Here is a 14,450-nt window from a genome sequence, read left to right on the forward strand (position 1 = left end):
CGCGGTGTACGATCAAAAACTCCGAGTCGAGCCACTTTAGCAAGCAAATCCCCACCCATGAGTCACCAACGCAACCCGCGGGCACTGCTGACCCCCGCCATGCACCAGGTGCTGGACCGCATGGCGCGCACACGCCAGTTGCCCCTGCATGCACTGAGCCCGCAGCAGGCACGCCAGGTCTACGAGGTGGGCTCCGGCATGCTGGACATCCCGGGGCACAAACTGGCGCGTGTGCAGGACCTGAGCATCCCGGCACGTGATGGCCATGGGCTGCCGGCCCGGCTGTATGCGCCGGCGCAGGACCCTCTGCCGGTGCTGCTCTATTTCCACGGCGGCGGCTTCACCATCGGCAGCGTGGCCACGCACGATGCGCTGTGTCGCCATCTGAGCCATCTGGCGCACTGCGCCGTGCTCTCGCTGGATTACCGGCTGGCGCCCGAGCACAAGTTTCCCTCCGCCTCCAACGACGCCTGGGATGCCCTGCAGTGGCTGGCCGCACAGGCCGGGGCCCTGGGCCTGGACGGCAGTCGCCTGGCCGTGGGCGGTGACAGCGCGGGCGGCACCCTGGCCATCGTCACCGCCCTGGAGGCGCGCGATGCCGGCCTGCCGCTGGCGCTGCAACTGCTGTTCTATCCGGGGTGCGCCGCCCACCAGGACACCCCCTCGCACAAGACCTTTGCCCATGGCTTCGTGATCGAGGAGCCGCACATCACCTATTTCTTCAACCAGTACGTCAACACCCCGGCCGACCGCGATGACTGGCGCTTTGCGCCGCTGCACGCGCCGGATGTGGATGGCGTGGCGCCGGCCTGGATCGGCCTGGCCGAATGCGACCCGCTGGTGGACGAGGGCGTGATGTACGCCGACAAGCTGCGCGCTGCCGGCGTCGCCGTGGACCTGGAGATCTACCGCGGCGTGGTCCATGAGTTCATCAAGATGGGCCGCGCCATACCCGAAGCCCTGCAGGCCCACGCCGATGCCGCACGGGCCCTGAAACACGCCTTCCAGACCGCATGAGCAAACACACCACCACCCGCGCCGACTTCCGCTTCTTCCACCCCCTGCGTGTGCGCTGGGCCGAGGTGGACATGCAGAAGATTGTCTTCAACGCGCACTACCTGATGTACTTCGACACGGCCATCAGCGATTACTGGCGTGCCCTGGCCCTGCCTTACGAGGCGGCCATGGAACATCTGGGTGGCGACCTGTACGTTAAAAAGGCTGGCCTGGAGTATCACGCCTCGGCGCGCTACGACGACCCGCTGCGCATCGGCTTGAAGTGCGAGCGCATCGGCAACTCATCGATCCAGTTTCGCGGCGGCGTATTCCGCGGCGACACGCTGCTGGTCGAGGGCGAACTCATCTACGTCTATGCCAACCCGGCCGCCCAGACGTCAAAACCGGTGCCACAGGCCCTGCGCGACACGTTGACGGGTTTTGAGGCCGGCGAGGCCATGGCGGAGATCCGCCTGGGCACCTGGGTCCAGCTGGGCGAGGCGGCGCGCCAGGTACGCACCGAAGTCTTTGTGCAGGAGCAGGAGATTCCGCTGGAACTGGAGTGGGACGAAGACGACGCCACGGCCCTGCACGCCGTGGCCTACAACCGCCTGGGCATGCCGGTGGCCACCGGGCGTTTGCTGCAGCACGGGCCGGACATGGCCAGGATCGGACGCATGGCGGTCACGCGCGTGCTGCGCGGGAGCGGGCTGGGGCGCGACATCCTGCAATCACTGCTGCAGGCGGCGGCGCAACGCGGTGACCGTGCGGTCCTGCTGCATGCCCAGCGCAGCGCCGAGGGCTTCTATCTGCAGCTCGGCTTCCAGCCGCAGGGGGAACCGTTCGAGGAGGCCGGCATCCCCCACATCGAGATGGTCCGGGCCCTGCCTTAGATGTCTTCGAGCAGCGGGTAGGGCAGGGGCAGCAAGTGCAATGCCGGCCCGCCGGCCCGACCCACCAGCAGGCTGGCACCGGCAGCCGAGGTCTGCAGCGAGACGATGGCATCGAAGCCGCCGTCGGGCGCCGCAGCCGCCTGGGCGACGATGCCGCAGGGCTGGCTGGGGTCCGCCGCATCGAAGACTTCCTGGCCGGCCTGCATGTCGGCGGCGGCGTGTGCCAGGTAGGCTCGGCGCTTGAGCGTGCCGCGGAACTGGCTGCGCGCCACCACTTCCTGCCCGGGGTAGCAGCCCTTCTTGAAATTGACGCCGCCCAGGGATTCGTAGTTGAGCATCTGCGGCACGAAGGCCTCAAAGATGGGCTGGGTCAGCGTGGCCACGCCGCTGCGCACCTCACCCCAAAGCCAGTCCTCGTGTTTCAGGGCGGGAGCCGCCGGCAGCGGCGTGCCGGCCGGCGCCACCCACAAGGCGCGGGGCGTGCCATCGGCCGGATAGAGATGCACCAGCGTGGCAGGGCCCAGATCGTTGCGGCTCCAGGGCGCGTGCGCACCCGGCGCCAGGGCTTGTACGGCCTCTCTGGCCAGGCCGCAGAGGACCACCTCGGCACTGGCATCGCTGAGCTTCACCTTGGAGCGCAGCACGAACATGGAGAGGCGCTTGAGCGTAGGCGCCAGCAGGTCACGGCTGCAGACCAGCAGGATGTCGGTGTGACTGCGCTTGAATGCGATGAAGCTGGCCTGCATGCGCCCCTTGGCCGAGCAGAAGGCTGCCAGACGCGCTTCGGACAGGCCCAGCAGGGAAAAGTCCTGGGTGAGCTGGCCATGCAGGAATTTGGCGGCATCTTCGCCTTCGGCGCGGATCACCCCAAGATGGGGCAGGGAGGACAGGCCGTTCAAAATGGAGTTCATGAGGGTGAATTATCATCGTCTGCCATAGACATGAATTCCTTAGGGCTGTGAAATTTCTTGCATCGCTTTTTTTCCTGCTGGCCAGCTTGTCGGTTGCCAGCACGGCCTGGTGGCTGCAACAGCCCCTGGAGCTCAGGGCTGAACCCGTGGAGCTGACCATCGAGCCCGGCACCGGCGCACGCACGGTGGTGCGCTCCCTGGTGGACGGCGGGGTGCAGGTGCAGCCGCAGCTGTTCTACTGGTGGATACGCCTTTCCGGGCAGGCACGCCAGCTCAAGGCCGGCAGTTATGAGATCAGCGGTACGCCCACCCCGCGCACCTTGGTCAACAAGCTGGTGCGCGGCGACGTGGCCCAGCGCAGCGTGACCCTGGTCGAAGGGCTGACCTTCACCCAGTGGCGCGAACTGCTGGGCAAAGCCGACCGGCTCAAGTCCGACATCAAGGAATTGAGCGACGCGGAGGTCATGGAAAAGCTTGGCCGCCCGGGTGTGCCCCCGGAAGGTCGCTTTTTCCCGACCACCTATAGCTATGCCAAGGGATCCAGCGACCTGGCCCTGTTGCGGCGCGCACTGCAGGAGATGGACCAACGGCTGGCGGCCGCCTGGGCCCAACGTTTGCCCGACAGCCCGCTCAAGAGCCCGGACCAAGCCCTGATCCTGGCCAGCATCGTCGAGAAGGAAACCGGCCGCCCTTCGGACCGCGCTCAGATCTCCGGCGTCTTCAACAACCGCCTGCGCATGGGCATGCTGCTGCAGACCGATCCCACCGTCATCTACGGCATGGGCGCCAAGTTCGACGGCAACCTGCGCAAGCGGGACCTGCAGACCGATACACCCTGGAACACCTACACCCGTGCCGGCCTGCCGCCCACCCCGATCGCCATGCCCGGCCAGGACGCGCTGCTGGCGGCCGTCCAGCCGGCGCAGACCAAGGCCCTGTATTTCGTCTCGCGGGGTGACGGCACCAGTGAGTTCAGCGCCACCCTCGAGGAACACAACCGCGCCGTGCGGAGATACCAGCTGGGACAGCGCTGAATGCCGGGCCTGTTCATCAGCTTCGAGGGCATAGACGGCGCCGGCAAGTCGACCCACATTGAAGGCCTGGCCCAGGCCTTGCGTGCGCAAGGCCGTCATGTCACGCTCACGCGCGAGCCCGGAGGCACGCCGCTGGCTGAAAAGCTGCGCACCCTGGTCCTCAACGACGCCATGGACGCCATGACCGAGGCGCTGCTGGTCTTCGCGGCACGCCGCGACCACCTGCAGCAGCTCATCGAACCGGCCCTGGCGCGCGGCGATGTCGTGTTGTGCGACCGGTTTACCGACGCCACTTACGCCTACCAGGGTGGTGGTCGAGGGTTCGATCTGCCCGTGCTGCGGGTGCTGGAAACCTGGGTGCAGGCCATGCCCGGCTCCACGGCCCTGCGCCAGCCCGACCTGACTGTATGGTTCGACCTGGACCCGGTCATTGCGGCACAGCGCCTGGCGGGTGCGCGCGTGCCGGACAAGTTCGAGGCGCAACCGGTCGAATTCTTCCGCCGCGTGGCGCAGGGGTATGCGGAGCGTCTGGCCCAGGACCCCAAACGGTTTGCCCGTATCGACGCGGCGCAGGTCCGGGAAAAGGTCTGGCAGGACGTGTTGGCCGCCGTGCGCCACAGGGGATGGCTGGCATGACGCAAGAAACCGTCCTGGCACCCTGGCTTGCGCAGCAAGGCCGCCAGTTGCTGGCCCAGCGCGGCCATGCCTGGCTGCTGCAGGGGCCGTCCGGCCTGGGGCAGCACAGCCTGGGCCTGGCAATGGTGCGCGCCTGGCTGTGCGAGCAGGCCACGGAGCGGGGCGCCTGCGGGACTTGCCCCTCCTGCCACGCCATCGAGGTGCGCACCCATGCCGATCTGTGCGTCTTGATGCCCGAAACCGTCATGCTGGAACTGGGCTGGCCCCTGGACGAAAAATCCCAGAGCGACATCGACGAGAAGAAGCGCAAGCCCAGCAAGGAAATCCGTATCGAGGCCATGCGCAATGCCATCGAGTTCGCCCAGCGCACCAGTGCGCGCGGACGCGGCAAGGCCGTGCTGGTCTATCCGGCCGAGCGCATGAACCACGTCACGGCCAACGCCCTGCTCAAGACCCTGGAAGAGCCGCCTGGCGACGTGCGCTTCGTGCTGGCCAGCGAGGCCGCGCACCAGCTGCTGCCCACCATCCGCAGCCGCTGCCTGACCCACACCATGACGTGGCCGACCGAAAGCGAGGCCTTGAGCTGGCTGCAGGGGCAGGGTCTGGCCGCGGCCGATGCCCGCACACTGCTGCGCGCAGCGGGCGGACGGCCCGACGATGCCCTGGCGTTTGCCGCCACGGGGCGCGAGCCCAAGAGCTGGCGCAACCTGCCGCGTGCGATGCAGCGCGGCGAACTCGCCACGGTGGCCGACTGGAGCCCGGTCCAGCTGATCGACGCGCTGCACAAGCTTTGTCACGACCTGCTGGCGCTGGGCAGCGGCGCAACACCACGCTATTTCGATGCCAGCGACCTGCCGCCGCCGCCAGCTTTGCGGGTGCTGAGCGCCTGGCAGCGCGAGTTGGGGCAGGAGAGCCGCAGCGCGGAACACCCCTTCAACACGGGCCTGATGATCGAGGCGCTTGTGAGTCGTGCCCAAACCGCTCTAAACTAGCAGCTTCGCATCGCCCCGCACCATGTCCACAGCCCCCACCACCGCCACACCCCGCCCCAGCGTCATCCAGCTGGCGATCAAGGAGAAGGCGGCGCTCTATGCCGCCTATATCCCCCTGTTCGCTGAAGGCGGCGTGTTCATCCCGACCACGCGCGAATACCGCCTGGGCGACGATGTCTATGTGCTGATGTCCCTGCCGGACGACAACCAGCGCTACCCGGTCGCCGGCAAGGTGGCCTGGGTCACGCCTGCCAAGGCGGCCGGCACCCGCACCCAGGGCGTGGGCGTGCGTTTCCCGGCAGACGAGAAATCGCGCCTGCTCAAGAACAAGATCGAAGAGATTCTGGGCTCCCACCTGTCCTCCGACCGCACCACCCAGACCATCTGAGCAGCCGCGGCTGCCCCGCGCGCACCGCAGGGGGCCGTGGCCTCCTTGTCATGTACACCGACTCCCATTGCCACCTGACCTTTCCCGAGCTGCGCGAAGATCTGCCGCGCATCCGCGAGGCCATGGCCCAGGCCGGCGTGAACCGGGCCCTGTGCATCTGCACCACGCTGGAAGAGTTCGAGCAGGTGCACGGCCTGGCGCTGGGGTATGACAACTTCTGGGCCACGGTCGGCGTGCACCCGGACAACGAGGGCGTGACCGAGCCCACACTGGACGACCTGCTGACCCGCGGCCGCCTGCCTCGTGTCATCGGCATTGGCGAGACCGGGCTGGACTACTACCGCCTCGGTGAACGCACCGTGACGGACATGGAATGGCAGCGCCAGCGTTTTCGCACCCATATCCGGGCGGCACGACAACTGGGCAAACCCCTGGTCATCCACACCCGTAGCGCTTCGGACGACACCCTGGCCATCCTGCGCGAGGAGGGCGAGGACGGCTCGCCCGGCGCGGCCGGCGGGGTGTTCCACTGCTTCACGGAAACCATGGCCGTGGCGCGTGCGGCGCTGGACCTTGGTTTCTACATCTCGTTCTCGGGCATCCTGACCTTCAAGAATGCCGCCGACCTGCGTGAAGTGGCCAGCTTCGTGCCCATGGATCGCATGCTCATCGAGACCGACAGCCCTTATCTGGCGCCGGTGCCGCACCGCGGGAAAACCAACAACCCGTCCTACGTGCTCTTCGTCGCGCAGCAGATCGCGCAATTGCGGCAATGCACGGTGGAGTCCATCGCAGACCTCACCAGCCGCAACTTCGAGCGCCTGTTTTCCTCCTGCTCCCGCGACGCAGCACAAGGCTGAATCGCCGCGTCCCCCGGTCCGGGCCGCTCCACCCCGGCTCGTAACGGGACGGCAGGCTTTGTAACGTCTTTCGTTTCAAAGTTGGTGCAAATGTAAAAAACTGTAGTGTTGCTTGAGCCCCGTTCAGCCGCAGCGCAAGATTTTTCCACGTTGTTGCGCAGATGAGCCCGCGGCAACAGAGGAAAAAAGGCTCGTCACGTCTAGGCAGTCAAATCTGGGAGGTGGCTGTGAGCAGTGAAATCCACGCAAGGGGGATGGAGCGCACTTCTCTGCGCCCCTCGGCCGCCATGGCTGAGGCGACACCATCGGCACGCAAGCAGGAAGCCGCCGGCCCCGCGCTCAAGCTGCTGGTCCGGGGGCTCGAACGCGACGAACGCCAGCTGCTCGACGGCCTGGTCCGGGTTTCTCTGAGGCGTTCACCGCGCCTGGAAATCCTGGAAGAACACGACGTCGAGCGGGCCGACGTGGTCCTGATCGGAGCCGGCGACAGTACGGCCGTCACCTGGGCCAGGCAGCAGCCATGGATTGAAAACAAGGCCGTGATCTGGATCGGAGGCCGCGGCCCGGTGCCGGCGGGTCACACCATCATCCGCCGGCCGGTGCAATGGTCCATCCTGCCCATCCTGCTGGCGCGCGCGCTGGAAAACGGCCCGAGCGCCCCGTCCGTGGTGCAGGCTGCGGCGCAGGACACGGCCCATAGCACTTTTCTCGGACGCTTCTCCGATCGTCCCATCCTGGTGGTCGACGACAGCCTGGCCGTGCGCAACCATCTGCGCTCCCTGCTGGAAGCAGGCGGCTTCGCCGTGAGCGAAGCCGACAGTGTGACGTCTGCGCTCAGGATCCTCTCCCACGAACGGGTCGATTGCGTGCTGATGGATGTCTTGATGCCCGGCCTCGACGGCTATGAAGGTTGCCGTCAGATCAAGTCCATGCTGCGCGGCAGCCACGCCGTGCCGGTGGTCATGCTCACCAGCAAGTCATCCCCCTTCGATCGCATCCGCGGAAAGATGGCCGGTTGCGACGCCTACCTGACCAAGCCCATCGACCCCCAGCACCTCGGCGATGTCCTTGCCGTGCATCTGCCCAACTGAATCCCCATCCCAGGAGTACGCACCATGACCCGCAACATCCTCATCGTCGAAGACAACCCGGTCGACCGCCTGCGTCTTGAGAAGCTGCTCAGCGAAGCCGGCTACATGGTGGCAACGGCCGCCGACGGCGTCCAGGCCGTGGCCTCCGCCAAGCGGAGCCGGCCCGATGCCATCCTGATGGACATCAACATGCCCGAAATGGACGGCTTTGCCGCAACCCGCGCCCTGCAGGGCGATGCGCAGACCAAGGACATCCCGGTACTCCTGGTCTCGGCCAAGAACCAGAAGGCCGACAAGGCCTGGGGCCAGATGCTCGGTGCCAAGGGCTATGTCACCAAGCCGTTCAGTGATGAGCAGCTGCTGTCGCAGGTCCGCGCCTTGCATTGAGCGCCGGCCTGCGCACATCCTCGTCAGAACACAGGGAGAGCAAAGATGGCAAGAAAAATCCTCATCGTCGATGACACGCAGACCGACCGCGCCCATCTCGAGCGCATCGTCTCCGAGGCCGGCCACCAGCCACTGCTGGCTGAGAACGGCGTCATGGCGCTGGAGCGGGCCAGGCGTGACCAGCCCGATCTGATCCTGATGGATATCAACATGCCGGAAGTGGACGGGTTTGCCGCCACGCGCATGCTCAAGGCCGATGAGTCGACCAGGAACATCCCCGTGGTATTCGTCTCGGGCAAGAACCAGAAAGCCGACATGGCCTGGGGCCAGATGCTGGGTGCCCGGGGCTATGTCACCAAGCCCTATAGCCGCGAGCAGATCCTGGCGCAACTGGCTTGAGTGGCGAGACCATGCAGCCCGCAATGAATGATGCGCAGACCCCGATTCGCGCGCTGATGCCGCCCACCGAGGCGTTGCGCCGCGGATTCACGTTCGAAGGAGCGGGTCCGGCAGGCACCGCACTGGCGACCGCCTACGCCACCGCCGGGACCGGCACCGGCGGGGCTGCAGCCGGCGACGAGCTGCAGCAGCGCGAGGGCTTTTTCATCGGCCACCTCGGGCTGATGATCCGTTACGAGGACGGGAGCGAACTGTCCGACATGCCTGCGACCTACCGCCTGCCGAACGCGCCGGACTGGTTCATCGGCATCGCCAACCTGCATGGCCTGCTGGTGCCCGTCTTTGATCTGGCGATCTATCTGGGCCTGGAGCACCAACAGGGCGCCAAGCCCATGCTGCTGGTGCTGGGGCATGGCGCAGACGCCGCGGGCGTGCTCATCGATGGCCTGCCCCAGCGTCTGCGTTTCAAACCCGGCGACCGTGCGGAGGGCGCCCCGGTGCCGACCGTGCTGGAAGCCTGCGTGCATCAGACCTACTGGGCTGCCGAGCGCACCTGGATGGATTTGCAGGTGCCGGCGCTGCTGAGCCAATTGAGCGACGAACTGGCGGCCACAGGCGCGTAACCGGGCCATGGCCGCCCCCTTGACGATTGCAACGACTGGAGTGCCGTGATGACAATGAACCTGACGATCCGAACCAAGGTGCTGGCCGGCTTCAGCCTGCTGCTGCTCCTCTCCGCCGTATTCGCCGTGGTGGCCACCTGGCAGGTGAACACCTTCCAGCGTCTGCAGGCGCTGACCGAGACCAAGTTCTCGATCATTGCGCAGGCGGAAAACTCCGTCTGGGAGCTGCGTTCCGGCTTCCCGCTGTACATGACCAGTCCGGATGCGAAACGGCGCCAGGGCATCAAGGACGCCAACCCGAAACACATCCGGGACGTCGAGCAGGGCCTGCAAGCCTACTCGGAACTCCCCAACCTGACGGAAGAAGAAGCTGAAAAGCTGCAGCAGACGCGGGCGTTTCTTGCGGAGTATGTGGCCAAGCAGCCGCTGCTTTTCGGCATGTTCGACGAAGGCAAGGTGGATGAGGTGCAGGAGATCCGCCTCAAATGGACGACCCCCGGGGCGATTGCCACCGTGAAGGGCATCACGGATTTGCGCAAGCTGGCGCAGAAGAACAACGAAGAGAGCATTGCCCAGATCCACTCGACAGCCAACCGTCTGATGGGTCTGACCGGCCTGCTGCTGGCATTGCTCGGCATCGGCACGGCGCTGTATGTGTACCGCGGCATCAGCCGTCCGTTGCAGGACCTGCAGAACACGGTGAAGCGCGTACGCGCGGGCGAGGAGTTGAAGGAAGCCGAGGGCGTCAGGTCGCAGGACGAACTGGGTGCCATCTGGCGAACGGTGCACGGTCTGTTGAAGGAACGCCGTGACGCCCAGCTGAAGGCCGAGACAGAAAACGACCGTCTGAACCAGTCGGTCATCTCGATCCTGGAGTCGGTGCACCAACTGTCCCAGCGTGACCTGACCGTGAAGGCACCCGTCACCGAGGACGTGATCGGCACCGTGTCCGACTCCATCAACTCCCTGACGGCCGAGACCTCCAAGGTTCTGCAGGGCGTGAGCCAGATTGCCGGCCACGTGGCCCAGGCCTCGGACAAGGTGCGCAGCCAGGCCGAGATGGTGTCCAAGACGGCCGCAGACGAGCGCACCAGCGTGGGCAAGATGATCGAATCGCTCACCAACGCAACGCAGACCATGAACCAGGTGGCCGTGTTGGCGGAACAGTCCAATGCGTCGGCGAACAAGGCCACGGCCGTGACCGATACCGCCCTGGAAACGGTGAACGGCACGGTCAAGGGCATGGAGTCGATCCGCGAAACGATTGCCGAGACGGAGAAGCGCATCAAGCGCCTGGGCGAGCGTTCGCAGGAAATTTCAGGCATCGTGAACCTGATCAACACCATCTCGGAACGCACCCACGTGCTGGCGCTGAACGCGTCCATGCAGGCCGCGGTGGCCGGCGAAGCGGGGCGAGGTTTCGCGGTGGTGGCGGAAGAGGTGCAGCGACTGGCTGAAAGCTCACGGACCGCCACACAGCAGATCAGCACGCTGGTGAACAACATCCAGCTCGAAACCAATGAAACCATCAGCACGGTGAACCGCACCATCGGCCAGGTGGTGCAGGGCTCCGAACAGGCGCAAAAGGCGGGCGAGCAGATGCGCATGACGCAGCAGATCACCGCAGAACTGGTGGCGCAGGTGAAGCGGATTGCCGAGGTATCCGAGGAGCAGCGCGAGATGTCGGCCAACCTGCTGGCCTCGGTGCAGCACATCGGCCTGAGCACGGAACGCACGGCAGACCAGATCTCGGCGCAGAACCGCGAAACCGAGTCGCTCCTGCAATCGGCGCGCCGCCTGGTGGAGTCGGTCAACGTGTTCAAGCTGCCGAAGATGGCCTGAGTCCGACGTCGGTATTGCATACCCGAGGAGGCTACGCCCGTGAAGCTGAACGACCTGATCGATGCCCTGGCCGCCGAGATCGAACTCGCCCAGCCGCAGCTCGACCGCGACCTGGACGAACTGGCATCTCTGGATGCCGCCGACCAGGCCTTTCTGGTGGCGCTGGATGAATACAGCAGCCTGGCGCAGCGGATGGGGGAGGCCGCCGAAATGGCGGGTTTTCCCGGTCTGCAGGCGGTCTGCAACCATGTGCTCGAGAACACGCTGGCGCTGCCGGCGCTGCAGAACCATGAACGCGGGGACCTGATCAGGTTTCTGCGCGCGTGGCCGCCGCTGATCATCTATTACCTGCGCAACATCTCCGATCCGACCACGGCTGCAGGCCTGGTCGACCACCTGGTTCATGCGCCCTATGGGCTGGATGAGGAACAGGCTCTGAAGATCATGCACATGCTGGGCGCCATGCCGCTGCAGGTGCAACAACCGGGCGCAGACGGCCAGCCGTCGCGCGCGGTGCTGGCCACGCCGGAGGACGTCGCGCTGCAGATTCCTGCTGACGTGGATGCCAGGCTGCTGGAAGGCTTTTTCCACGAAGCGCCTGACCAGGCGCGCTACCTGGTGGACCTGTCGCGCAATATGGCACAGGGGCAGGGCGACAGTTCGGATCTGGTTGCCGCGCGGCGCATGGCCCACACCCTCAAGGGTTCCGGCGCCATCATCGGCCTGCGCGGCCTGGCGTCGCTAGGACACCATTTCGAGGACATCCTGGATCACTTCGAAGGCCAAGGCGGGGTCGTGGCCAAGCCGGCCGCGGACACCCTGCTGGATGCCGCCTACTGCCTCGAGCAGATGGTCGGTTATGTCACCGGCACGGACGATTACCCTCAACAGGCTCAGGAGGTGCTGCAAAGAGTCCTGGACCTGGCCAATCGCATCGACCGCGGCGAAGCCATCGACCAGCCCTTGTCGCGCTCCACCTCCGTCGTGCTGGCCAGTACGGCGCCGTCACAGGTCGCGTCCCGCAGCAGCACGCCGCCATCCCTGCAGGCGGTCGGACAAGCGCAGGAAGGCGCCTCGTCTGCGGCGCGCAACGCCACCGCGCTGCGTGTCAGCGTCCAGCAGGTTGACGAACTGTTCCGCGTCTCGGGCGAAGTCTCGGTCAACAGCGCCGCGCTGGAGGCCCGTATCAAGCGCCTGACCGAGCACGCCCGCGATCTGATCGACCAGAACCTGCGGGTGCAGAAGCGCCTGTTCGAACTGGAGACCCTGGTCGACGTGCGAGCCCTGACCATGATGCGTGCCCGTACGCGCCGTGATAACGAAGAGGCTTTCGATCCGCTGGAAATGGACCAGTACAGCGAACTGCACAGCACGACCCACGCGCTGATGGAGGAGTCCGCCGATGCCCGCACGCTCGCTTTCCGGCTCGAAGAGGATATTTCCCAGTTGACAGGGGTGCAGTCGCTGCAGCAGCGCCTGTCCAAGGACTTGCAGCATCTGGTCATCCGCACACGGATGAGTCCGGCCGGCATACTGGAGCCGCGTCTGCAGCGCAATGTGCGTGCGACCTGCCAGGCCACCGGCAAACAGGCGGTGCTGGGCATCAAGGGCAGCGAGGCGCTGATCGACGGCGACATGCTCAATCGCCTGGCGGAGCCACTGCTGCATCTGTTGCGCAATGCGGTCGATCACGGAATCGAATCGCCTGAGGAGCGCAGGGCTGCCGGCAAGACACCTGTGGGTCGCATCGAACTGGCGTATTCGCGCCAGGGCCAGCAGGTGGTACTCCAGTGCAGCGACGATGGCCGCGGGCTGGACCTGGCCGCCATCCGCCGGCGCGGCATGGAAAGGGGCCTCATCAACCCGGACCAGGTATTGACGGACGAGGAGTTGGCGCGCCTCATCCTGCTGCCCGGCTTTTCGACGCGTGATGCCGTGAATGAAGTGTCGGGGCGCGGCGTGGGCCTGGACGTGGTGCGGGACTGGATCAGCGCCATGAATGGCACCATCCGCATCAGCACGCGGGAAGGGCAGGGCTGCACCTTCGAACTGCGTTTCGCCGCCTCGCTGTCGACCATGCAGTCGCTGGTGGTGGAAGTCGACGGCCAGCGCTTTGCACTGCCTTCTCTGCATATCGAACAGGCCGTCCCGAGGGGCGTCGGGCGGTTCGAACGCACGGGCGACAAGCTGGTCTACCACCACGGCAAGCGGATACTGGGCGGTCGTCTGCTGGCCGAGCTGACCGGGCTGGCCGTGGACAACGAGAAGTCGCTGGATGATTACGATGCCGTCATCATCCGGGCGGACAACAGGACGCATGTACTGGGCGTTGATCGTCTCGTCGATTCGCGCGAGTTGCTGGTAAAGAACCCGGGGCGGTTTGCGCGCCACATCCGCGGCGTGGCCGGACTGTCGATCCTGGGGGATGGCAGCGTGGCCGTGAATCTGGACACGAGCCAGCTGCTTGCCAGCGAAAGCGTCCTGCGTCAGGTGAAAAGCCTGCGCTCGTCCGGTACCGCGGCGGCGGCGCAGAAAGACTCGCCGGGCGTGTTGATCGTCGACGATGCCTTGTCAGTCCGCACCTCCCTGATGCAATTGGTCCAGGATGCGGGCTTTCGGGTGCAGTCAGCGCGCGACGGCATCGATGCCATTGACACCCTGGGGTCCTTCAATGCGGACATCGTGCTGACCGACCTGGAGATGCCCAATATGAACGGCATCGAGCTCACCACCCATATCCGCAACCGCACCGATCTCAAGACGGTGCCCGTGATCATGATCACCTCGCGCTCCCAGGACAAGCACCGTCGCTTGGCCGAACAGGCTGGCGTCAGCAACTACATCACCAAGCCCTACAACGAGGGTGAACTTCTGCAGACCATACGCGAGGCACTGGTGGCATGAAGGAACCGGGGAGCCGCAACACATGAGTGATCCGAGCCGCACAGGCCAGTCCCGGACCATGAAGATGCGCGGCGACTTCGTGCTGTTGCGCGCCGATTCGCTGCGCCTGTTGATCCCTCAGCGCGACGTGTCGTCGACCGCATACATCGATCAGACACCTGTGGCGACTGCCGAGCCGGGCGTTTTTGTGCTGGGGGATGAGCCGGGCGGGGAGCGGGGGGTGTTGGCGCTGTCCGCGCAGATGGATTTGCTGTGCACGTTTCCACCGGATCGCTTCCTTCTGACCCGTTTCACGGGCGCCCGTCACGGCACCGCACTGGCCTGGACCGAAGTCCGCGTCCTGATCGATACGGAGCTTGATTTTCATGCCATGCCTGTCGTCATGCAAGGCAAGGGGGCGTTGATCGACGCCTACGTCGAGATCGACAAGGAGCTTGCTTTTTGCACGACGGCCGAGCGCATGCTCCCCGAAACGCTGCGGCATGCGGACTGAG

The 14,450-nt window shown here is 65.8% G+C and carries 15 protein-coding genes; 14 read left to right on the forward strand and 1 reads right to left on the reverse strand.

What is annotated here, in order from left to right:
• The first annotated feature begins 57 nt into the window (after positions 1 to 57).
• Complete coding sequence (locus tag AC1RRP_RS17720; RefSeq protein ID WP_493038510.1) at positions 58 to 1,017, forward strand: alpha/beta hydrolase; 960 nt, start codon at positions 58 to 60, stop codon at positions 1,015 to 1,017.
• A complete protein-coding gene (locus tag AC1RRP_RS17725) occupies positions 1,014 to 1,889 on the forward strand; it encodes a YbgC/FadM family acyl-CoA thioesterase (RefSeq protein WP_493038512.1) in 876 nt (291 codons plus the stop codon). The genes AC1RRP_RS17720 and AC1RRP_RS17725 overlap by 4 nt, the downstream gene beginning before the upstream one ends.
• Here the strand turns inward: AC1RRP_RS17725 and ygfZ are convergent.
• Complete coding sequence (gene ygfZ, locus AC1RRP_RS17730; protein WP_493038514.1) at positions 1,886 to 2,800, reverse strand: CAF17-like 4Fe-4S cluster assembly/insertion protein YgfZ; 915 nt, start codon at positions 2,798 to 2,800, stop codon at positions 1,886 to 1,888. The genes AC1RRP_RS17725 and ygfZ overlap by 4 nt on opposite strands.
• 47 nt (positions 2,801 to 2,847) lie before the next feature.
• On the opposite strand from ygfZ, the gene mltG reads away from it, so the two are divergent.
• From mltG to AC1RRP_RS17790, 12 genes are all read left to right on the forward strand, one after another.
• Positions 2,848 to 3,834: an endolytic transglycosylase MltG gene (gene mltG, locus AC1RRP_RS17735; protein ID WP_493038516.1), complete on the forward strand. Its 987-nt coding sequence runs from the start codon at positions 2,848 to 2,850 to the stop codon at positions 3,832 to 3,834.
• Positions 3,835 to 4,470: a dTMP kinase gene (gene tmk / locus AC1RRP_RS17740; RefSeq protein ID WP_493038518.1), complete on the forward strand. Its 636-nt coding sequence runs from the start codon at positions 3,835 to 3,837 to the stop codon at positions 4,468 to 4,470.
• Positions 4,467 to 5,462 (forward strand): DNA polymerase III delta subunit-related protein, encoded by a 996-nt coding sequence (locus AC1RRP_RS17745; protein ID WP_493038520.1) that lies wholly within the window; start codon positions 4,467 to 4,469, stop codon positions 5,460 to 5,462. The genes tmk and AC1RRP_RS17745 overlap by 4 nt, the downstream gene beginning before the upstream one ends.
• A 22-nt stretch (positions 5,463 to 5,484) precedes the next feature.
• Entirely contained in the window at positions 5,485 to 5,850 is a 366-nt protein-coding gene (locus AC1RRP_RS17750; RefSeq protein WP_493038522.1) for a PilZ domain-containing protein, read from the forward strand.
• Between the two features lie 50 nt (positions 5,851 to 5,900).
• A complete protein-coding gene (locus AC1RRP_RS17755) occupies positions 5,901 to 6,710 on the forward strand; it encodes a TatD family hydrolase (RefSeq protein ID WP_493038524.1) in 810 nt (269 codons plus the stop codon).
• A gap of 254 nt (positions 6,711 to 6,964) precedes the next feature.
• Positions 6,965 to 7,801, forward strand: a complete 837-nt coding sequence (locus AC1RRP_RS17760) for a response regulator (protein ID WP_493038526.1) — start codon at positions 6,965 to 6,967, stop codon at positions 7,799 to 7,801.
• 24 nt (positions 7,802 to 7,825) lie between these two features.
• The gene (locus tag AC1RRP_RS17765) at positions 7,826 to 8,188 is read left to right on the forward strand and encodes a response regulator (protein ID WP_493038528.1); all 363 of its coding nucleotides are present in this window, start codon (positions 7,826 to 7,828) and stop codon (positions 8,186 to 8,188) included.
• Positions 8,189 to 8,233: 45 nt separating this feature from the next.
• Positions 8,234 to 8,587 (forward strand): response regulator, encoded by a 354-nt coding sequence (locus AC1RRP_RS17770; RefSeq protein WP_493038530.1) that lies wholly within the window; start codon positions 8,234 to 8,236, stop codon positions 8,585 to 8,587.
• 11 nt (positions 8,588 to 8,598) lie between these two features.
• A complete protein-coding gene (locus AC1RRP_RS17775) occupies positions 8,599 to 9,210 on the forward strand; it encodes a chemotaxis protein CheW (protein WP_493038532.1) in 612 nt (203 codons plus the stop codon).
• Positions 9,211 to 9,258: 48 nt separating this feature from the next.
• Positions 9,259 to 11,052 carry a HAMP domain-containing methyl-accepting chemotaxis protein gene (locus AC1RRP_RS17780; protein ID WP_493038534.1) on the forward strand — a complete coding sequence of 598 codons (1,794 nt, stop codon included), beginning with the start codon at positions 9,259 to 9,261 and terminating at the stop codon, positions 11,050 to 11,052.
• Between the two features lie 39 nt (positions 11,053 to 11,091).
• The gene (locus AC1RRP_RS17785) at positions 11,092 to 13,956 is read left to right on the forward strand and encodes a hybrid sensor histidine kinase/response regulator (protein ID WP_493038536.1); all 2,865 of its coding nucleotides are present in this window, start codon (positions 11,092 to 11,094) and stop codon (positions 13,954 to 13,956) included.
• Between the two features lie 22 nt (positions 13,957 to 13,978).
• Positions 13,979 to 14,449 carry a hypothetical protein gene (locus tag AC1RRP_RS17790; protein WP_493038538.1) on the forward strand — a complete coding sequence of 157 codons (471 nt, stop codon included), beginning with the start codon at positions 13,979 to 13,981 and terminating at the stop codon, positions 14,447 to 14,449.
• Position 14,450 lies beyond the last annotated feature (1 nt).

The organism is Hylemonella sp. GW821-FHT12C09, from assembly GCF_058807395.1.

What these genes read in the sequence shown, in the direction of transcription:
- ygfZ (WP_493038514.1), bottom strand. Translation starts at nt 2,800, where the DNA reads ATGAACTCCATTTTGAACGGCCTGTCCTCCCTGCCCCATCTTGGGGTG.
- tmk (WP_493038518.1), top strand. Translation starts at nt 3,835, where the DNA reads ATGCCGGGCCTGTTCATCAGCTTCGAGGGCATAGACGGCGCCGGCAAG.
- AC1RRP_RS17775 (WP_493038532.1), top strand. Translation starts at nt 8,599, where the DNA reads ATGCAGCCCGCAATGAATGATGCGCAGACCCCGATTCGCGCGCTGATG.
- AC1RRP_RS17725 (WP_493038512.1), top strand. Translation starts at nt 1,014, where the DNA reads ATGAGCAAACACACCACCACCCGCGCCGACTTCCGCTTCTTCCACCCC.
- AC1RRP_RS17745 (WP_493038520.1), top strand. Translation starts at nt 4,467, where the DNA reads ATGACGCAAGAAACCGTCCTGGCACCCTGGCTTGCGCAGCAAGGCCGC.
- AC1RRP_RS17720 (WP_493038510.1), top strand. Translation starts at nt 58, where the DNA reads ATGAGTCACCAACGCAACCCGCGGGCACTGCTGACCCCCGCCATGCAC.
- AC1RRP_RS17755 (WP_493038524.1), top strand. Translation starts at nt 5,901, where the DNA reads ATGTACACCGACTCCCATTGCCACCTGACCTTTCCCGAGCTGCGCGAA.
- AC1RRP_RS17770 (WP_493038530.1), top strand. Translation starts at nt 8,234, where the DNA reads ATGGCAAGAAAAATCCTCATCGTCGATGACACGCAGACCGACCGCGCC.
- AC1RRP_RS17750 (WP_493038522.1), top strand. Translation starts at nt 5,485, where the DNA reads ATGTCCACAGCCCCCACCACCGCCACACCCCGCCCCAGCGTCATCCAG.
- AC1RRP_RS17780 (WP_493038534.1), top strand. Translation starts at nt 9,259, where the DNA reads ATGACAATGAACCTGACGATCCGAACCAAGGTGCTGGCCGGCTTCAGC.
- AC1RRP_RS17760 (WP_493038526.1), top strand. Translation starts at nt 6,965, where the DNA reads ATGGAGCGCACTTCTCTGCGCCCCTCGGCCGCCATGGCTGAGGCGACA.
- AC1RRP_RS17765 (WP_493038528.1), top strand. Translation starts at nt 7,826, where the DNA reads ATGACCCGCAACATCCTCATCGTCGAAGACAACCCGGTCGACCGCCTG.
- AC1RRP_RS17790 (WP_493038538.1), top strand. Translation starts at nt 13,979, where the DNA reads ATGAGTGATCCGAGCCGCACAGGCCAGTCCCGGACCATGAAGATGCGC.